The organism is Ideonella sp. sgz306126 (genome assembly GCF_056032705.1).
The window spans coordinates 191,512-209,922 of sequence record NZ_JBVYWP010000001.1 but is presented as its reverse complement, the minus strand read 5'-3'; the positions used below and the strand labels follow the sequence as shown (position 1 = coordinate 209,922).

The 18,411-nt window shown below is 69.0% G+C and carries 21 protein-coding genes and 1 tRNA gene; 14 read left to right on the top strand and 8 right to left on the bottom strand.

Annotated features, from left to right (window positions below):
- Window positions 1-35 precede the first annotated feature (35 nt).
- Window positions 36-113: transfer RNA gene (locus tag AC0N04_RS00975), tRNA-Ile, on the top strand.
- 98 nt (window positions 114-211) lie between these two features.
- On the top strand, window positions 212-562 hold the full coding sequence (locus AC0N04_RS00970; protein WP_474277706.1) for a DMT family protein: 351 nt from the start codon (window positions 212-214) through the stop codon (window positions 560-562).
- 11 nt (window positions 563-573) lie between these two features.
- Here AC0N04_RS00970 and AC0N04_RS00965 read toward each other — a convergent pair whose 3' ends face one another.
- Entirely contained in the window at window positions 574-1,005 is a 432-nt protein-coding gene (locus tag AC0N04_RS00965; protein WP_474277704.1) for a hypothetical protein, read from the bottom strand.
- Window positions 1,006-1,016: 11 nt separating this feature from the next.
- Window positions 1,017-1,772 (bottom strand): sulfite exporter TauE/SafE family protein, encoded by a 756-nt coding sequence (locus tag AC0N04_RS00960; RefSeq protein ID WP_474277702.1) that lies wholly within the window; start codon window positions 1,770-1,772, stop codon window positions 1,017-1,019.
- A 163-nt stretch (window positions 1,773-1,935) separates the two neighbouring features.
- Here AC0N04_RS00960 and AC0N04_RS00955 point away from each other — a divergent pair, with 163 nt between their 5' ends.
- Complete coding sequence (locus AC0N04_RS00955; RefSeq protein WP_474277700.1) at window positions 1,936-3,636, top strand: AMP-binding protein; 1,701 nt, start codon at window positions 1,936-1,938, stop codon at window positions 3,634-3,636.
- Between the two features lie 43 nt (window positions 3,637-3,679).
- Here the strand turns inward: AC0N04_RS00955 and purH are convergent, their stop codons facing one another.
- The 3 genes from purH to dusB all read right to left on the bottom strand — a co-directional run bounded on the left by purH (window position 3,680) and on the right by dusB (window position 6,664).
- Window positions 3,680-5,260 carry a bifunctional phosphoribosylaminoimidazolecarboxamide formyltransferase/IMP cyclohydrolase gene (gene purH, locus AC0N04_RS00950; protein WP_474277698.1) on the bottom strand — a complete coding sequence of 527 codons (1,581 nt, stop codon included), beginning with the start codon at window positions 5,258-5,260 and terminating at the stop codon, window positions 3,680-3,682.
- Window positions 5,261-5,307: 47 nt separating this feature from the next.
- On the bottom strand, window positions 5,308-5,544 hold the full coding sequence (locus AC0N04_RS00945) for a Fis family transcriptional regulator (protein ID WP_474277696.1): 237 nt from the start codon (window positions 5,542-5,544) through the stop codon (window positions 5,308-5,310).
- A 79-nt stretch (window positions 5,545-5,623) separates the two neighbouring features.
- Window positions 5,624-6,664 (bottom strand): tRNA dihydrouridine synthase DusB, encoded by a 1,041-nt coding sequence (dusB, locus tag AC0N04_RS00940; protein WP_474277694.1) that lies wholly within the window; start codon window positions 6,662-6,664, stop codon window positions 5,624-5,626.
- A gap of 95 nt (window positions 6,665-6,759) precedes the next feature.
- Here dusB and AC0N04_RS00935 point away from each other — a divergent pair, with 95 nt between their 5' ends.
- Window positions 6,760-7,242, top strand: coding sequence for a YqaA family protein (locus AC0N04_RS00935; protein ID WP_474277692.1), 483 nt, complete (start codon window positions 6,760-6,762; stop codon window positions 7,240-7,242).
- 123 nt (window positions 7,243-7,365) lie between these two features.
- Window positions 7,366-8,868, top strand: coding sequence for a carboxypeptidase M32 (locus AC0N04_RS00930; RefSeq protein WP_474277690.1), 1,503 nt, complete (start codon window positions 7,366-7,368; stop codon window positions 8,866-8,868).
- Here the strand turns inward: AC0N04_RS00930 and AC0N04_RS00925 are convergent.
- Entirely contained in the window at window positions 8,850-10,127 is a 1,278-nt protein-coding gene (locus AC0N04_RS00925) for a patatin-like phospholipase family protein (protein WP_474277688.1), read from the bottom strand. The genes AC0N04_RS00930 and AC0N04_RS00925 overlap by 19 nt on opposite strands.
- A gap of 43 nt (window positions 10,128-10,170) precedes the next feature.
- Entirely contained in the window at window positions 10,171-10,767 is a 597-nt protein-coding gene (locus AC0N04_RS00920) for a phasin family protein (protein ID WP_474277687.1), read from the bottom strand.
- A 210-nt stretch (window positions 10,768-10,977) separates the two neighbouring features.
- On the opposite strand from AC0N04_RS00920, the gene AC0N04_RS00915 reads away from it, so the two are divergent.
- Entirely contained in the window at window positions 10,978-12,975 is a 1,998-nt protein-coding gene (locus AC0N04_RS00915) for an SDR family oxidoreductase (protein ID WP_474277685.1), read from the top strand.
- A 54-nt stretch (window positions 12,976-13,029) separates the two neighbouring features.
- Here AC0N04_RS00915 and AC0N04_RS00910 read toward each other — a convergent pair whose 3' ends face one another.
- On the bottom strand, window positions 13,030-13,320 hold the full coding sequence (locus AC0N04_RS00910) for a copper-binding protein (protein ID WP_474277683.1): 291 nt from the start codon (window positions 13,318-13,320) through the stop codon (window positions 13,030-13,032).
- Between the two features lie 128 nt (window positions 13,321-13,448).
- Between AC0N04_RS00910 and argB the strand changes: the two genes are divergently transcribed.
- The 8 genes from argB (at window position 13,449) to AC0N04_RS00870 (ending at window position 18,384) form a co-directional block, all read left to right on the top strand.
- On the top strand, window positions 13,449-14,357 hold the full coding sequence (argB, locus tag AC0N04_RS00905; RefSeq protein ID WP_474277681.1) for an acetylglutamate kinase: 909 nt from the start codon (window positions 13,449-13,451) through the stop codon (window positions 14,355-14,357).
- Window positions 14,358-14,368: 11 nt separating this feature from the next.
- Complete coding sequence (locus AC0N04_RS00900) at window positions 14,369-15,067, top strand: HAD-IA family hydrolase (RefSeq protein ID WP_474277679.1); 699 nt, start codon at window positions 14,369-14,371, stop codon at window positions 15,065-15,067.
- A complete protein-coding gene (gene slmA, locus AC0N04_RS00895) occupies window positions 15,067-15,741 on the top strand; it encodes a nucleoid occlusion factor SlmA (RefSeq protein ID WP_474277677.1) in 675 nt (224 codons plus the stop codon). The genes AC0N04_RS00900 and slmA overlap by 1 nt, the downstream gene beginning before the upstream one ends.
- Window positions 15,742-15,824: 83 nt before the next feature.
- Entirely contained in the window at window positions 15,825-16,715 is an 891-nt protein-coding gene (locus AC0N04_RS00890) for an ATP-binding protein (RefSeq protein ID WP_474277675.1), read from the top strand.
- The gene (locus AC0N04_RS00885; protein WP_474277673.1) at window positions 16,712-17,212 is read left to right on the top strand and encodes an NUDIX domain-containing protein; all 501 of its coding nucleotides are present in this window, start codon (window positions 16,712-16,714) and stop codon (window positions 17,210-17,212) included. Before AC0N04_RS00890 ends, AC0N04_RS00885 begins: the two co-directional genes overlap by 4 nt.
- 44 nt (window positions 17,213-17,256) lie before the next feature.
- The gene (gene hisI / locus AC0N04_RS00880; RefSeq protein ID WP_474277671.1) at window positions 17,257-17,646 is read left to right on the top strand and encodes a phosphoribosyl-AMP cyclohydrolase; all 390 of its coding nucleotides are present in this window, start codon (window positions 17,257-17,259) and stop codon (window positions 17,644-17,646) included.
- 7 nt (window positions 17,647-17,653) lie between these two features.
- The gene (locus tag AC0N04_RS00875) at window positions 17,654-18,001 is read left to right on the top strand and encodes a phosphoribosyl-ATP diphosphatase (protein WP_474277669.1); all 348 of its coding nucleotides are present in this window, start codon (window positions 17,654-17,656) and stop codon (window positions 17,999-18,001) included.
- Complete coding sequence (locus AC0N04_RS00870; protein ID WP_474277667.1) at window positions 17,998-18,384, top strand: DUF4870 family protein; 387 nt, start codon at window positions 17,998-18,000, stop codon at window positions 18,382-18,384. Before AC0N04_RS00875 ends, AC0N04_RS00870 begins: the two co-directional genes overlap by 4 nt.
- Window positions 18,385-18,411: the final 27 nt, after the last annotated feature.

The following is an 18,411-nucleotide window of genomic DNA, read 5'->3' as shown; positions in this document are numbered from 1 at the left end:
CTGGCGGATCGCGCCGCCTACAATCCAACCCCTCCGGGCCGCTAGCTCATGTTGGTTAGAGCAGCAGACTCATAATCTGTTGGTGCCGTGTTCGACTCACGGGCGGCCTACCAAGATCCTCATGCGGCGAGCACCCGGTCGCCTGCGCGGTGCGCTGCGGCGCGTCTTGTGCGCCCGGCCGGTGCGCCTGCCGCGACTTCATCGAAGCCCTATGCCCACCGTCCTGCTGCTGGTCGCCTCCAACGTCTTCATGACCTTCGCCTGGTATGGCCATCTGAAATACGGCCATGACTGGCCGCTGTGGAAGGCGGTGTTGGTGTCGTGGGGCATCGCGCTGCTCGAATACTGCCTGGCGGTGCCGGCGAACCGCCTGGGTTTCGGGGAGTTCAGCGGCTTCCAGCTGAAGATCATCCAGGAGGCGGTGACGCTGACGGTGTTCATCGTCTTCGCGGTGCTGTTCCTGAAGGAGCGGCTGGCCTGGAACTACCTGGTGGCCTTCGGGTTCATGGGCGTCGCGGCGTTCTTCGCCTTCGCCTTCAAGGCGCCGGGGCCGGCCGCCTGACGGGGCGGCGCTCAGGCAGGCGGGGCCGATCGCGGCGGCGGTGCGCCGGCCCGGCGCCGCGCCGGAAGGCGGGTGGCCAGCGGCGCCGCGTCGCCGCCGTCGTCGGGTGACGGATCCAGCGCGTCCTCGGCCTCCTGCAGCGCCGCATCGACCCGCACCGTGGCCTGCTTCAGATCGCGCACCGCGCCCTCGTCGTGGCGGCGGTCGAGCGCACCGACGCTGGCTTTGAGCGCTTCGAATTCCGAACGCACGGTGTCGATGGCGGCCTGGGTCTGGTCCAGCGTGTCGCCGTCGCCATCCGCCTGACTCGACAAGTCGTCGACCTGGCCGCGCAAGTCCTGTACCTGCTGTCCCAGGTCCACGACCTTCTGGATCAGCACCCCTTGCAGCGCCAAGGCCAGCAAGGCCAGGCCGAACCAGAAGGTCTTGAGGGAGCGAGACATGGACGAGCCTCCTAGCGCAAGAAGAGCCAGACGGTCAGCACCGCACCGACCACGACGACGAAGCCGCGCAGCAGCCGCTCCGGCACCCGATGGACCAGCCAGCCGCCGGCGAAGCCCCCGCCGATCCCGCCCACCGCCAGCGCCGCGGCCGCCAGCCAGTTTACGTTGGACGAGAACGCGAACAGCGCGACGGCCGAGGCGTTCATCGCCGCTGCCAGCATGTTCTTGGTCGCCTGCGCCATGCGCACCTGCTGGCCGGCCACGGTGAGCGCCGCCAGCATCAGGAAGCCGATGCCGCCGCCGAAGTAGCCTCCGTAGACCGAGATCATGAATTGGACGCCGGCGAGCACCGGCAGCGGAATCGCCGACGCGGCGTGCAAGGGCTTGCGCCGAAAGCTGCCCCAGGCGAACACCGAGGTCGCGAACAGCACCAACCACGGCACCAGGCGGGCGAAGAAGCTGGCCGGGGTGTTGAGCAGCAGCACGGCGCCGACGATGCCGCCCGCCACGCTGAGCAGGAAGAGCTTGCGCAGGCTGAGTTCCCCCACGCCGCCGGCCAGCGTGCGGCCGGACATCGACGACGTGATCTGGCTGGGGAACAGTGCGATCGTCGAGGTGATGTTGGCTGCGAGCGGGTTCAGTCCGGCCAGCAGCAGCGTCGGGAAGGTGATGAAGGAGCCTCCACCGGCCAGCGCGTTTTGGGTGCCTGCATACAGGCCGGCCAAGGCGATCAGCAGCAGGGTGGAGAGTTCGATGGAGTGGGGCATGAGAGGTCGGCGAGCCGGTTCCGGGAGACGCAATGGAGCGGGCGATTTTCCATGGTCGTGGCGATGTCCGCTGGGCGACAGCCTCAGGGTGGGGGCAATGCCTAGGGCTTTTGTGGCCGGATTGATTTCACAATCGCCCGCAATGACCACCACAGGAGACACGATGAGCCCCGATCTGCAGGCCTTTCGCGCAGCGCGCCAGTGGCTGCTGGACCGCCGCAGCGACTACGCCGGTGCCCACGCCGGCTTTGCCTGGCCGACGCTGACGCATTTCAACTGGGCGCTGGACCATTTCGACGACCTGGCGCGCGACAACCACCAGCCCGCGCTGTGGATCGTGGCCGAGGACGGCAGCGAGGAAAAGCTGTCCTTCGCCGAGTTGTCCGTGCGCTCCAACCAGGCCGCCAACTGGCTGCGCGGCCTGGGGGTGCGGCGGGGCGACCGGGTGTTGCTGATGCTGGGCAACGAGCGCCCGCTGTGGGAGGCGATGCTGGGCCTGATGAAACTGGGCGCCGTGCTGATTCCGGCCACCACCTTGCTCAGCGAAGGCGATCTGCAAGACCGGCTGGACCGCGGCCAGGTGCGCCATGTGATCTGCGCCAGCGCGCAGGCCGGCAAGTTCGCGTCGCTGGGCCAGGGATTCACGCGCATCGCGGTGGGCGCGCCGGTCGCCGGCTGGCACGACTTCGCTCAGATCGGCGAGGCCGGCGCCGCGTTCACGCCCGATGGCGTCACCCGGGCGAGCGACCCCTTGCTGCTCTACTTCACCTCGGGCACGACCTCCAAGCCCAAGCTGGTGCTGCACAGCCAGCAGAGCTATCCGGTCGGCCATCTCTCCACCATGTACTGGCTGGGCCTGCGGCCGGGCGACATCCATCTGAACATCTCGTCGCCCGGTTGGGGAAAGCATGCCTGGAGCAGCTTTTTCGCGCCGTGGAACGCCGGGGCCTGCGTCTTCATCTACAACTACCAGCGGCTGCAGATTCCCGATCTGCTGGCGGTGCTGGCGAGTCGCGGCGTCACCTCGCTGTGCGCGCCGCCCACCGTCTGGCGCATGCTGATCCAGGCCGACCTGGCGGCCTCGCCGGTTCAACTGCGCGAGGTGATCGGGGCGGGCGAGCCGCTCAACCCCGAGGTGATCGACAAGGTGCGCCAGGGCTGGGGCCTGACGCTGCGCGACGGTTTCGGCCAGACCGAGACCACCTGCCTCATCGGCAACAGTCCGGGCCAGGAGGTCAAGGCGGGCAGCATGGGCCGGCCGATGCCGGGCTACCAGGTGCGGCTGATCGACGCCGACGGCCAGGACGCGGACGAAGGCGAGATCTGCCTGCCGTTGAACCCGGCGCCCGCCGGGTTGATGCTGGGCTACGCCGACGACGCCGCCAAGACGGCCGAGGTGATGCGCGACGGCCTGTACCACACCGGCGACGTCGCGCAGCGCGACGAGCAGGGCTACATCACCTACGTCGGCCGCGCCGACGACGTGTTCAAGTCGGCGGACTACCGCATCAGCCCGTTCGAGCTCGAATCGGTGCTGATCGAGCATCCCGCCGTCGTCGAGGCCGCCGTGGTGCCCAGCCCCGACGCGATCCGGCTCAGCGTGCCCAAGGCCTTCATCACGCTCAAGCCGGGGACCGACGCGAACCGCGAGACGGCGCTGGACATCCTGCGCTTCGCGCGCGAGCACCTGGCCGGCTACAAGCGCATCCGCCGGGTCGAGTTCGCACCGCTGCCCAAGACCATCTCGGGCAAGATCCAGCGCGCCCAGCTCCGCCGCCACGAGGCGCAGCGGGTCGCCGCCGACCTGCGTGGCGAGCTGGAATTCCGCGAGGAAGACTTCCCCGAACTGGCCGGCAAAGCCTGAGGTCGGACCGGGCACGCCTCTGCGGTCCGGCCCGCGCCTGGGCTCAGTGACGGAAGTGGCGGGTGCCGGTGAGGACCATGGCGATGCCGCGTTCGTCGGCGGCGGCGATGACCTCGTCGTCACGCATCGAGCCACCCGGGTGGATGACGCTGGTGGCGCCGGCGTCGATCAGCACGTCCAGGGTATCGCGGAACGGGAAGAAGGCGTCGCTGGCCACCGCCGTGCCCTGGAGCGACAGGCCGGCGTGCTCGGCCTTGATGCTGGCGATGCGGGCCGAGTCGAGCCGGCTCATCTGGCCGGCGCCCACGCCCATCGTCATGCCGTCCTTGCAGAACACGATGGCGTTGCTCTTGACGAAGCGCGCGACCGTCCAGGCGAACCGCAGGTCCTTCATCTGCTGCTCGGTGGGCTGCAGCCGGGTGACGACCTTGAGTTCACCGACCACGTCGACGGCGTCGGCCGACTGCAGCAGCATGCCGCCGCCCACGCGCTTGAAGTCCAGTGCGTTCGACTGCTTGGACAGCGGCACCTCCAGCAGGCGCACGTTCTGCTTGGCCGCGTAGGCGGCGCGCGCCTCCGGCAGGATGGCCGGCGCGATCGCCACCTCGACGAACTGCTTGTTGGCGTTGATGGCGTCGACCACGCTGGCATCCAGCGGACGGTTGAAGGCCATGATGCCGCCGAAGGCACTGGTCGGGTCGGTCTGCAAGGCCTTCTGGTAGGCCTCCAGCAGCGTCGCGCCGACGGCGACGCCGCAGGGGTTGGCGTGCTTGACGATCACGCAGGCTGGCAGGTCGAAGGCCTTGACGCATTCCCACGCGGCATCCGCGTCGGCGATGTTGTTGAAGCTCAGCTCCTTGCCCTGGATCTGCGTCCATTGGCTCAGCGTGCCGGCCACGGGCTGGGCTTCGCGGTAGAACGCAGCGCTCTGGTGCGGGTTCTCGCCGTAGCGCATGCCTTGCACCTTGTGCAGTTGCAGGTTGAACACCTCGGGGTAGTCGGCGCGTGCCGGCACGGCGTGGCCGTGGTCCTCGGCGCCGGGCGCCAGCGCGGTCAGGTAGTTGGTGATCATGCCGTCGTAGGCTGCGGTGTGCGCGAACACCTTCTTGGCCAGCATGAACTTGGTGGCTCGCGCCAGGCCGCCGGACTTCAGTTCGGCCAGCACCTGCGGGTAGTCCGCGGGCTCGATCACCACCCCCACGTCCTGCCAGTTCTTGGCCGCGGCGCGCAGCATGGCCGGGCCGCCGATGTCGATGTTCTCGATTGCGTCTTCGAGCGTGCAGTCGGCCTTGGCCGTGGCCTGCGCGAAGGGGTAGAGGTTGATGATCAGCAGATCGATCGTGCCGATGCCGTGCTCCTTCAGCGCGGCCATGTGGGCCGGCACGTCGCGCCGCGCCAGCAGGCCGCCGTGCACGCGCGGGTGCAGGGTCTTGACGCGGCCATCGAGCATCTCCGGGAAGCCGGTGATCTCCGACACCTCGGTCACCGGCAGGCCGTTGTCGGCGAGCAGCTTGGCGGTGCCGCCGGTGGACAGCAGTTTCACGCCCAGGGCGTGCAGGCTGCGGGCGAAATTGACGATGCCGGTCTTGTCGGAGACCGAGAGCAGGGCGGTGAGGTCGGACATGGTGAATCCTGAAAAGGCGGGAAGGGGACGGGAAGCGGCCGCGCGGCTCACTTCAGCAATTTGTGTTCGAGCAGCTTTCGGCGCAGGGTATTGCGGTTGATGCCCAGCCATTCGGCGGCCTTGCTCTGGTTGCCCTCGGCCTGGCGCATCACCACGTCGAGCAGCGGCTTTTCGACGGTGCGTATCACCATGTCGTGCATCGAATGCGGCTCGGCACCGTGCAGGTCCTTGAAATACTGGTCCAGCGTCTCGCGGACGCACTCCTCGATGTTTTTCTTGCTCATGTTTTTTCTTAGGGTCGGTCGTGGCGGCCGCTGGGCGGAGATCCGGGGCGCGCCCGGGCATCGGTGCCGCGCTGGCGGTTCAGGCTTGCAATCGAAGGTGGTCCTGGTTGGCGGCCGGGTCGGGCGCCGGCAGCCTTGCGTGGGTGGCGGCCAAGCGGTCGAAAAAGGCGGTGACCGCGCGCCATTGCGCCGCGGCATCGTCGAGCCGGTTCATCTCGGCCCGGAAGGCTTCGCCGCCCGGCAGGTGACGGACCGCCCAGCCGATGTGCTTGCGCGCGCTGCGCACGCCGGCCTGCTCGCCGTACAGCGTGTAGTGGTCGTGCAGGTGTTCGGCCAGCCAGCGGCCCGCGTCGCGCGTGGCCGGCGGCGACAGCAGCGTGCCGTGCTGCAGGTAGTGGGCCACTTCGGCGAAGATCCACGGCCGGCCTTGCGCGGCGCGGCCGATCATCAGCGCGTCGGCACCGGTCTCGCGCAGCACCGCAGCCGCCTTGTGCGGCGAATCGATGTCGCCATTGGCCACCACCGGAATGCGCAGCGCGGCCTTGACGGCCGCGACTGTGCGGTATTCGGCCTGTCCCTTGTAGCCCTGCTCGCGGGTGCGCCCATGCACGGTCACCATCGCCACGCCCGCGCTCTCGGCGGCGCGGGCCAGCGCCAGCGCGTTGCGTTCGGTGTCGCACCAGCCGGTGCGCATCTTCAAGGTCACCGGCACGCCGCGCGGCGCACAGGCGGCGACCACGGCCTCGACGATGGCCAGCGCCGCGCGCTCGTTGCGCATCAGCGCCGAGCCGGCCCAGACGTTGCACACTTTCTTGGCCGGGCAGCCCATGTTGATGTCGATGATCTGCGCGCCGCGGTCGATGTTGTAGGCCGCGGCGTCGGCCATCATCGCCGGCTCCGTTCCGGCGATCTGGACGGCGATCGGGCCGGGCTCGCCCTCGTGGTTGGCGCGGCGCGAGGTTTTCAGCGAATCCCACAGGTCGCGCCGCGAGGTCACCATCTCGCTGACCGCGTAGCCGGCGCCCAAGCGCCGGCACAGCTGCCGGAACGGCCGGTCCGTCACGCCGGCCATCGGCGCGACGAACAGTGCGTTGGGCAGTTCGTAGGGGCCGATGCGCATGGTGCAAGCGTGAATGTGAACTGCTGAAAAAGGAGGCAGAGTATAGCCGCCCCACCCGGCGGAAGGTTGGGCGCCGACTGGCGACAATCGACGCCATGGATGCCTGGATGAACGCCGTGATGGCGTGGTGGTCGCTGCCCCAGGCGGGGCTGTCGACCGTCTTCGTGATGGCGCTGATCTCGGCCACGCTGCTGCCGCTGGGGTCGGAGCCGGCGGTGATGGCCTTGGTGCTGCTGAACCCGGCGCTGTTCTGGCCGGCGGTCGCGGTGGCGACGCTGGGCAACACGATCGGCGGCGCGATCAGCTGGTGGATGGGCTACGGCGCCGAGCGCGCCTGGGAGCACACCCGTGCACGCCCACGCCACGAGGCGAGGGCGCTGGCCTGGCTGCGGCGCTTCGGTCCCCGCGCCTGCCTGCTGGCCTGGCTGCCGCTGGTGGGCGATCCCTTGTGCGCGCTCGCCGGCTGGCTCCGGTTGCCGTTCTGGCCCTGCGTGGGCTGGATGGCGGTGGGCAAGTTCGGACGCTATCTGGTGATGACCGGCGCGGCGCTGTACTGGGTCGGCCCGCACGCCGGCTGACGCAGGCGCTTGCCGCGCGGCGCGCGCGAGGGGGCGGGCCGTCCCGGCGAGATCGCCGAGAATGGGCCACCGCACTGACGGGCTGCGGCCACAAGCCGCCCAGCCCCGCACCTGGACGCTGCCATGACCTTGCCCACGCCCCCTGCCTACGAGCGCCTGACCCGGGCGTTCGCCCGCATCCACCGTTTCAGCCATCTGCAGTCATTGGCGGGTTGGGACCAGGCCACCTACATGCCGCCGCGGGGCAACGAGGCCCGAGCCGCGGCGCAGGCGGAGCTGGCGTCGCTGTTGCACGGCCTGCGCAGCGACGCGCAGCTGGGGCGGGACCTGGCCGGTGCCGAGCACGAGGCGCTACAGCCCGAGCAGCGTGCCAACCTGCGCGAGATGCGCCGCCAGTGGTCGCACGCCACCGCCTTGCCCGACGATCTGGTGCAGCGCCGGGTGCTGGCCACCGCGCGCTGCGAGCATGCGTGGCGCGAGCAGCGCCCGGCCAATGATTGGGCGGGATTCGCGGTCCACCTGCGCGAGGTGCTCGCCGTGGTGCGCGAGGAGGCGCAGTGGCTGTCGCAACAGCAGGGGCTGTCGCGCTACGACGCGCTGATGGATCCCTACGAACCGGGCATGCGCGCTGCGGTGGTCGCGAAGGTCTTCGCCGAGCTGCGCCAATGGCTGCCGCAGATGATTCGTGACGTCGTCGCGCGCCAGGCGACCGAGGCCGTGATCCGGCCGGTCGGCCCGTTTCCGATCGATGCCCAGCGCCGGCTCAGCGAACGGATGATCCGGCTGCTCGGCTTCGATGTCCGCGCGGGGCGACTCGACCTGAGCACCCATCCGTTTTCCGGCGGCTCGCCCGAGGATGTGCGCCTGACCACCCGGCTGCGCGACGACGATTTTCTGGCCGGCCTGATGGGCACCGTCCATGAAACCGGCCATGGCTGCTACGAGCAGAACCTGCCGCGCGAGTGGCTGGGCCAGCCGCTGGCCGAGGCCCGTTCGATGGCGATCCACGAGAGCCAGAGCTTGTCGTTCGAGATGCAGCTGGGCGGACACCCCGGCTTCGCGTCGCGGCTGGCGCCGCTGCTCGCCGAGGCCTTCGGCGATCAACCGGCGTTCGAGCCCGGCAACCTGCACCGGCTGATGACGCGGGTCGCGCCGGGCCTGATCCGCGTCGAAGCCGACGAGGTCACCTATCCGGCCCACGTGATGCTGCGATTCGAGATCGAGCGCGCGTTGGTCGAGGGCGAGGCCGAGGTCGACGACATCCCGGCGCTGTGGGACGAGGGCATGCGGGATCTGCTGGGCCTGGACACCCGAGGCAACTTCCGCGACGGCGCCATGCAGGACGTGCACTGGCCCAGCGGCATGTTCGGCTACTTCCCTTGCTACACGCTGGGCGCGATGTACGCCGCCCAGTGGTTCGCCGCGCTGCGGCGCCAGCAGCCGGACCTGGACGCGCGCATCGGCGCAGGCGACCTGGCGATCGTCTTCGGCTGGCTGCGCGACAACATCTGGCACCAGGCGAGTCGCTGGACCACCGACGAACTGGCGCTGCGCGCCAGCGGCGAGACGCTGAATCCCGCGCACCTGCGCGCGCACCTCGCGCGTCGCTACCTCGGCGCCGCCTGACGTCGGGCCGGCGCCGTCGCGGCCGGCTGCAGCGCAAGCCACCGCTCCAGCGCATCCAGCGTCGCGTGGGCACGTTGGAGCAACTCCGAGGCCGGGGTTGCCTCGGGTTGCGCAGCGGCCGTCGCGAACAGCTGCCGCGGCTGGTGCAGCCGTTCCACGTTCAGCGTCAGGCCGTGGCGGGCGAAGGTGGCGGCGATCTCGTGCTGACGCTCGCGCAGCAGGCGCCGGGTCTGCTGGAAGGCGTGCTGGGCCATCCGGCGCCGCGCCGCGTAGCTGAAGGTGCCGGCGTGGAACATCTCGGCGTCGCCATGGTCGGGTTCGAACAACAGGATGTCGCACCCGGGGTGGCTGCGCTCGTAGCTCTTCATGCCCAGTTCGAGCCGCGAGTGGATCAGCGAGCGAAAGGTCTGGCTCAGCACCACCGGCAGGCCGGCTTGGGCGAGAGGCGGGATCGCGTCGGCGCCGGCGTTGCGCCACCGAGCCGTCGAAGTCTGCGAGGCGTCGAACGGCACCAGCGGGTTCAGGCAGATCAGCAGATCCAGGCCCTGGTCCAGCAGCACGGATCCATGCATGGTCTTCTTCAGCGCGCCGTCGACGTAGCTGCGGCCACCGATGGTCACCGGCGGGTACAGCCCGGGCAGGGCGGCACTGGCGGCCACGGCCAGCGAGATCGGCGTGTCGTCCCAGCCCGGCAGCCCGAAGGGTGCCGCTTCGCCGGTGTCCAGGTCGCAGGCCACGACCACCAGGCGGCGCGACAGCGCGCGGAAATCATCGCTGCGGCCAGGCATCGAGAACAGGCGTTCGAGATGTCGCTGCAAGGGCCGGTTGTCGAACAAGCCGTTGGGCAGCAGGCGGCCGGCATCGGCCAGCAGCCGGCGCATCGACGCCCGGCCGCGCAGGATCTGCCAGCCGGCACCCGCGGCCAAGCGCGGCCATTCGGCCAAGCTCCGCGCGAACTCGTGCCAAGCGGGCTGGGTGAACAGGCCGGGCTCGATCACGTCGTCGGCGCCGCCGACGTTCTCGATGAAGGCGGCGCAGATGGCCCGCGGCGACAGGCCGTTGGCGAGCGCAGCAGCCACCACGGCGCCGGCCGACACGCCGACGTAGGCCCCGAGCGCGGTGAAGTCGAGCCCGTCGACCGAGTCTTCCAGCGCGCACAGCGCACCGATCTCGTGGATCGCCCCCATCGGACCGCCGCCCGCCAGCGCCAGCCCGATGCGGGGCGGCGCCGCGGCACGGCGTGGGCGGCGGGTCACCATGAGCTGCGGCGGCGTTGCCGATCAGGCAGCCGGGCTGGCCGCATCAGGTCTTGGCCGCGGCCGGCTTGCGCGCGGCCGCGCGCCGGGTGGCCGGCTTGGGGGCTGCCGCAGCGGGTGCGGCGGGCTTGCGGGCCGCCGCCGGGCTCGCCACCGCCTTGCGCACGGGCTTGGCGGCGCGCTGGGGCGCAGCCACCGGCTTGGCCGCTCCCTTGCCGCCGAGCCGGGCCACCGCCGTGGCCAGCGCATCGACACGGGCACTCAACTCGGCGACCTCCTTGGCGGTCGGCACGCCCAGCTTGCCCATCGCCTTGGCGGTGCGGGCTTCGAAGATCGACTCCAGCTTGTCCCATGAGGCGCCGGCCTTGTTCGTCACCTCGCCGGCCATCGCGCTCATCTTGCCGGTGACCTCGCCCAGGCGTTCCTCGGCCGCGGTCTGGGTCTTGCGCTGCAGGTTCATGCCTTCCTTGATCAACGCCTCGAACACCTTGCCGCCTTCGTCCTGGGCCTTGGCGAACGCACCCATGCCGGCCAGCCAGATCTGCTGGGCCGACGCCTTCACGGCACTGGCGAGCTGGCTGTCCAGCACACCGGCCGACGAAGCGGCCTGACTCTCGGCCATCTTCTTGAGTTTCTTGACCATGGTGTTCCTCTCGATGCGTGGCGAACAGTGAGGCACGGCCCGCAGCGCCACGGAACTGCCGAGACCGACGCGAGCAGTGTAGAAGCCGTGCCTGGAGGCCGCATCCTAAAGTCCTAGGGCAGTCCATCTATCCCGGGTAAGCGCGCGGCGGGGCTGCGACGCCGGCGGTACAGAATCCCCGCTTGTCATCAGCTTGCCCAGGAGGCCCGCATGCGCTACTTCGTGACCGGAGCAACCGGTTTCATCGGCAAACGTCTGGTCGCCAAGCTGCTGGCGCGTCGCGGCAGCACGGTGTATTTCCTGGTCCGGCCGGGGAGCGAAGGCAAGGCGGACGCGCTGCTGGCGGAGTGGGGGGGGTCAGGCAAGCGCGCCGTGGCCGTCAGCGGCGACCTGACCGCCAGGAAGCTGGGCGTGGCGCCGGAGCTGATCAAGTCGCTCAAGGGCCAGATCGACGCGATCTACCACCTGGCGGCGGTGTACGACCTGGGGGCCGACGAAGAGAGCCAGATCCAGGTCAACGTCGAGGGCACGCGCCACCTGGTCGAGTTCGCCAAGGCGGTGGACGCCGGCCACCTGCACCACGTCAGCTCGATCGCCGCGGCCGGCCTCTACGAGGGTGTGTTCCGCGAGGACATGTTCGACGAGGCCGAGGGTCTGGACCACCCGTACTTCATGACCAAGCACGAGTCGGAGAAGATCGTGCGCACCGAATGCAAGGTGCCCTGGACGGTGTATCGCCCGGCGATGGTGGTGGGCGATTCGACGACCGGCGAGATGGACAAGATCGACGGGCCGTACTACTTCTTCAAGCTGATCCAGCGCATGCGCCAGTTCCTGCCGCCGTGGATGCCGGCCGTCGGCCTGGAAGGCGGGCGGATCAACCTCGTGCCGGTGGACTTCGTGGTCGCCGCGCTGGACCACATCAGTCATTCCAGGCACGCCGTCAAGGGTGCCTGCTTCCACCTGGTGGATCCGCAGGGCTACCGCGTCGGCGACGTGCTGGACGTGTTCGCCAAGGCCGCGCACGCGCCGAAGATGAACCTGTTCATCAACGCCGCGCTGCTGGGCTTCATCCCCAAGAGCGTCAAGAAGGGCCTGCTGGCGCTGGCGCCGGTGCGTCGGGTGCGCAATGCGGTGATGAAGGACCTGGGCCTGCCCGAGGACATCCTGACTTTCGTGAACTACCCGACGCGCTTCGATTGCCGCGACACGCTGGCCGCGCTGAAGGGTTCGGGCATCGCGTGCCCGAACCTGAACGACTACGCCTGGCGGCTGTGGGACTACTGGGAGCGCCACCTGGACCCGGCCCTGTTCGTCGATCGCAGCCTCAAGGGTGCGGTGGGCGCCAAGGTGGTGCTGGTCACGGGCGGCTCGTCGGGCATCGGTCTGTCGGCGGCCTGCCGCTTCGCCGAGGCCGGTGCGATCACCGTGATCTGCGGTCGCGACGAGGCCAAGCTGGCCGCCGCGGTGGACGAGATCCAGGCCTATGCCGGCAGGGACGCCCAGGTGTTCGCCTACCCGGTCGACATCGCCGATGCCGCCAGCTGCGCGGCGTTCGTGCAGTTGATGCAGGAGCGCCATGGCGGGGTCGATTACCTGATCAACAACGCCGGGCGTTCGATCCGCCGTGCGATCGAGTCGAGCTACGACCGCTTCCATGATGTCGAGCGCACGATGCAGCTGAACTACTTCGGCGCGCTGCGCATCACCATGGGTCTGCTGCCGGGCATGGTGGCGAAGAAGAAGGGTCACGTGGTCAACATCAGCTCGATCAGCGTGCTGGTCAACGCGCCGCGCTTCTCGGCCTACGTCGCCAGCAAGGCCGCGCTGGACGCCTGGACGCGCTGCGCCGCCAGCGAGTTCGCCGACCAGGGGGTGACCTTCACCACCGTCAACATGCCGCTGGTGCGCACGCCGATGACGGCGCCGACCAAGATCTACGACAGCATGCCGCTGCTCAAACCCGAGGAAGCGGCCGACCTGATCGTGCAGGCCTGCGTCGACAAGCCGGTGCGGGTGGCCACGCGCCTGGGCATCTTCGGTGCGCTGCTGCACACCGCGGCGCCGCGCGTGACGCAGATCGTGATGAACACCAGCTTCCGCATGTTCCCCGACAGCGCGGCGGCCAAGGGCGACAAGAGCGCCAAGGCGTCACTGTCGCCCGAGGCGATCGCGATGGCGCAGATGATGCGCGGGATTCACTTCTGAGCGTCCCCGAACCGGGCACCTCGTGCCCGGCCCGCGCCGGCCGCCAGTCCGCCCTCAGCGCTTGCTGATCGAGGTGACGACGTACTGGCCGTCGACCTTGTCGGCCTCAAAGACGACCCGGTCGCCCACGGCCAAGCCATCGAGCAGGCTGGGCGGGCGCACGCGGTACACCATGGTCATCGCGGGCATGTCCAGCTTCTTGATCTCGCCGGCCTGCAGCGTGACCTTGGCTTGCGCGCGGTCAATCTTCTTCACCTCGCCTTCGGTCGCGTGCGCCACGACGGCCGATGCCACCAGGGCCAGGGCCAGCAGCGAATGCAACGGTCGGTGGGGGATGATCTGCATGATGTTTCCTCTCGGGGTCGTCCGTTCAACGGGTACGGTAGCCATCGCGATGACAGGGCGGGTGCGCGTCGGTGCCTAGAATGGGAGCCAAGCCTGATTCTGCCCGTGCTGCCACGAGCCCGCCTGCCATGACCCACGCCGATCCATCCACCTCGCTCGCCCATATCCTGCCCCGGGACAAGGCCGAGATCCTGGCGCAGGCGCTGCCCTACATCCGCAAGTACCACGGCAAGACGCTGGTGATCAAGTACGGCGGCAATGCCATGACCGACCCGGCGCTGCAGCAGGACTTCGCCGAGGACGTGGTGCTGCTCAAGCTGGTCGGCATGAACCCCGTGGTGGTCCATGGTGGCGGCCCGCAGATCGACGAGGCGCTGAATCGCCTGGGCAAGAAGGGCACGTTCATCCAGGGCATGCGGGTGACCGATTCGGAGACCATGGAGGTCGTCGAATGGGTGCTGGGCGGCGAAGTGCAGCAGGACATCGTCGGCCTGATCAACGTGGCCGGCGGCAAGGCCGTGGGCCTGACCGGCCGCGATGGCGCGATGATCCGCGCCCGCAAGCTCAAGATGATGGACAAGGACGATCCGAGCAAGGAGCACGACATCGGCCAGGTCGGCGAGATCGAGTCGATCGACCCGAGCGTGGTGAAGGCGCTTCAGGACGACGCCTTCATCCCGGTCATCAGCCCGATCGGATTCGGCGCCGACAACGAGAGCTACAACATCAACGCCGACCTGGTGGCGTCGAAGCTGGCCGAGATCCTCAAGGCCGAGAAGCTGGTGCTGCTGACCAACACGCCGGGCGTGCTCGACAAGGCCGGCCAGTTGCTGACCGACCTGAGCGCCAAGCGCATCGACGAGCTGTTCGCCGACGGCACGATCAGTGGCGGCATGCTGCCCAAGATCTCGGGCGCGCTCGACGCGGCCAAGGGCGGCGTCAACGCGGTACACATCATCGACGGACGGGTGCCCCATGCGCTGCTGCTGGAGATCCTGACCGACCAGGCCTTCGGCACGATGATCCGGTCGCACTGACCGGCGCCGCGATGTCGCAGCGGCCGCGCGCCAACAAGGTCTGGCTGTTCGACCTGGACAACACCTTGCACAACGCGGGCGCGTCGGCCTTCCGCCATTTCGATGGCGCGATGAACGCCTACATCGAGCGCGAGCTGGCGGTCGGTGCCGACGAGGCCAATCACCTGCGCTCGCACTACTGGGCCCGCTACGGATCGACCCTGCTCGGGCTGGTCCGGCACCATGGCGTCCGGGTCGAGCATTTCGTCCGCCACACGCATGCCTTCCCGGATCTGGAGCGCGAGGTGCGCGCGCATGCGCACGACGTGGCGGCGGTCCGACGGCTGTCCGGGCGCAAGATCGTGCTGACCAACGCCGGCCGCGACTACGCGCTGCGGGTGCTGCGGGTCCTGGGCCTGGAACGCGCCTTCGACGACGTGATCGGCATCGAGCAGATGCGTGGGTTCGGCGAGCTGCGCCCCAAGCCCGATGCCCGCATGTTGCGCGCGCTGGTGGCGCGGCTCGGCGTCGCACCGCGCGACTGCACGCTGGTGGAAGACACGCTGGTGCATCAGAAGGCAGCCTACCGCGTCGGCCTGCGCACCGTCTGGATGCAGCGGTGGCTCAAACACCACGCGCACGGCCCGGAAGCTGGTGTTTACCTGCACCGGAGGCCGGCCTATGTCTGTGCAAGAATCAGTTCGCTCCAACAGCTGCACCGCCTGCCGTGATGTCTGACCTGCCTGACGCGCCTGATGCGGTGATCGAACCGGCCGTCGCCTCCGACGTGGAGCAGGCCGTCGTGGCCGCCGCGGCGACGGTCGTCCGCAAGCGGCCCCGGCCCGGCGAGCGCCGGGTGCAGATCCTGCAGACCCTGGCAGCGATGCTTGAACAGCCGGGCGCCGACCGCGTGACCACGGCCGCGCTGGCGGCCAGGCTGTCCGTCAGCGAGGCAGCGCTCTACCGCCACTTCGCCAGCAAGGCGCAGATGTTCGAAGGCCTGATCGACTTCATCGAATCCAGCGTCTTCAGCCTGATCAACCAGATCGTCGAGCGCGAGGAGTCGGGTGCCGTCCAGGCCCAGCGCATCACCCAGGTGCTGCTGCAGTTCGGCGAGAAGAACCCGGGCATGACCCGGGTGATGGTGGGGGACGCGCTGGTGTTCGAGAACGAACGCCTGATCGCCCGGATGAACCAGTTCTTCGATCGGGTCGAATCGCAATTGCGCCAATGCCTGCGCAGCGCCGCCGACCAGGCCGGTTCGGCCACGCCCACGGTCGATGCGCACGGTCAGGCCTCGGTGCTGACCGCTTTCATCCTCGGCCGCCTGCAACGCTACACCCGCTCGGGCTTCAAGCGTCAGCCGACCGAGCAGCTGGATGTGGCGCTCGGCTTGCTGACCTGAGCGCGCAGCGTATCGGGTGCCGGCGCCTTTGGCGCCGCCGGGAGCGGGGGCTGGACGGCGACAGGTCACTACACTTGCGGCCCATGAGCCTGCTTGCCGTTGAATCCCTGCTGGTCCGTGCCGAAGCCGTGCTGTCACGGCTTGAAGCGGTCTTGCCACGTCCGTTCACCGAACCGGACTGGAGTGCGTCGATCGCCTTTCGCTACCGCAAGCGCGGCGGCACCGGCCTGTTGGAGCCGGTACGGCACGTTGGCGGCATCCGCCTGTCGGACCTGAAGGAAGTCGATGCGCAGCGCGACCGATTGCTGCGCAACACGGCCCAGTTCGTCACCGGCGCACCAGCGAACAACGTGCTGCTGACCGGTGCGCGCGGCACCGGCAAGAGCTCGCTGATCAAGGCCTGCCTGAACGAGTTCGCGCCGCGGGGGCTGCGGCTGATCGAGGTCGACAAGGCCGATCTGGTCGATCTGCCCGACATCGTCGAGCGGGTCGCCGCCCGTGCCGAACGCTTCATCGTGTTCTGCGACGATCTCAGCTTCGAGGATGGCGAGCCTGGCTACAAGGCGCTCAAGTCCATCCTCGACGGCACGGTGGCCGCAGCGTCCGACAACCTGTTGATCTACGCCACCAGCAACCGCCGTCACCTGCTGCCCGAGCGCATGAAGGACAACCTGGCGGCCACCTACACCGACGACGGCGAACTGCACCCCGGTGAGGCGGTGGAGGAGAAGATCTCGCTGTCCGAGCGCTTCGGCCTGTGGATCAGCTTCTATCCGTTCAGCCAGGACGAGTACCTGGCCATCGTGGCCCAGTGGCTGCAGCATTTCGGCGTGACCGCCGGCGGCGTCGCCGCCGCGCGGCCCGAGGCCCTGGTGTTCGCGCTGGAGCGGGGTTCGCGCTCGGGCCGCGTGGCCTACCAGTTCGCGCGCGACTGGGCCGGCCGCTCGGCCTTGGGCGCCGAGGCGGCGCTGTGAACGCCGATCCTCATGCCGCGACCGACCGGGAACCGGTGGACGTGGCCGTCGGCGTGCTGGTTCGGCGCGACGGGGCCGGCCGCGAACGCGAGTTCCTGCTGACGTCCCGACCCGCCGGCAAGGTCTATGCGGGCTACTGGGAATTCCCGGGTGGCAAGCTGGAGGGGGGCGAGACGGTGGACCAGGCCTTGCGGCGCGAATTGCACGAGGAGCTGGGCATCACGATCGGCGCCAGCCAACCCTGGCATGAACTGGTGATGGAGTATCCGCACGCCAAGGTGCGTCTGCACTTTCGCAAGGTGTTCGAGTGGCAGGGGGAGTTCCAGATGCGCGAGCAGCAGGCGATGGCCTGGCAGTCGCTGCCCGTCGAGCGGAGCCCGGTGCTGCCGGGCACGATCCCGGTGCTGCGCTGGTTTGCCCAGGAATGGGGCCACGGCGGACCGACCCACGACGACGCCGCGTCGCACGGGGCCCGGCCCTCCGGCGTTGCCGTGTGAGGTGTCCGGCGGCCCGCCCGAGCGCCCTTGGCTACACTGACCGGATGGATTGGCTGGAACATGTTCGCTGGGATGATCACGGCCTGGTGCCGGTGATCGCGCAAGAAGCGTCGTCGGGTGATGTGCTGATGTTCGCGTGGATGAACCGCGAGGCGCTGGCGCGCACGGCTGCGTCGGGGCAGGCGGTTTACTTCAGCCGCTCGCGCCAGCGGCTGTGGCACAAGGGCGAGGAATCGGGCCATTTTCAACAGGTGCACGAGATCCGGCTCGATTGCGATCAGGACGTGGTGCTGCTCAAGGTCACCCAGCTCGGCCATGAGCCCGGGATCGCCTGTCACACCGGACGTCACAGCTGCTTCTTCGAAAAGCTGGCCGGGGGCCGCTGGGTCGCCGTCGATCCGGTCTTGAAAGACCCCCAGGGCATCTACAAATAAGGACGTCATGAGTTCGAACGACACCCTTCAGCGCCTGGCCGAGGTCATCGAGACCCGTCGCCAGGGCGACCCCGAAAAAAGCTATGTCGCGCGCCTGTTCCACAAGGGCACCGATGCAATCCTGAAGAAGGTCGGCGAGGAGGCCACCGAGACGGTGATGGCGGCCAAGGACGGGGACCGGCAGAAGATCGTCTACGAGGTGGCCGACCTGTGGTTCCACTCGATGATTGCGCTGGCCCAGTTCGGCCTGACGCCGGCCGACGTGCTGGCCGAACTGGAACGCCGCGAGGGGTTGTCCGGGCTGGAGGAGTTCGCCGCCCGCAAGGCGCAACAGCGCGAAAGGACCGGCGAGTGAACGATCCCGTTCCGCAGGCCGTCGACCCGGACCGTGAAGTCTCGCTGCGCACGCTGGGCCAAGTCAGTTATACCTTGCACGCCATCGTGGCCGTGGGCGCGGTGGTGCCCGGACTGCACGCCAGCATCGTGCTGCTGCTGGTGGCTTTTCTGCTGGACATGGTCAAGCGCAGCGACGCCGCGGGCACCTGGCAGGAGAGCCATTTCGCTTGGCGCATTCGCAGCGTGCTGTGGGCCGGCGGTTTGTACCTGATCACCGTGCCGCTATGGTTCCTGCTGCTGTTGCCGGGCTACGTCGCATGGGTCATCATCTCGATCTGGTTTCTTTACCGCATCGTGCGCGGCTGGATGGCCCTCAACGAACGGCGGGCCATGCCGGCGTGACCCCCCTCGATCTGACCTGAACATCAC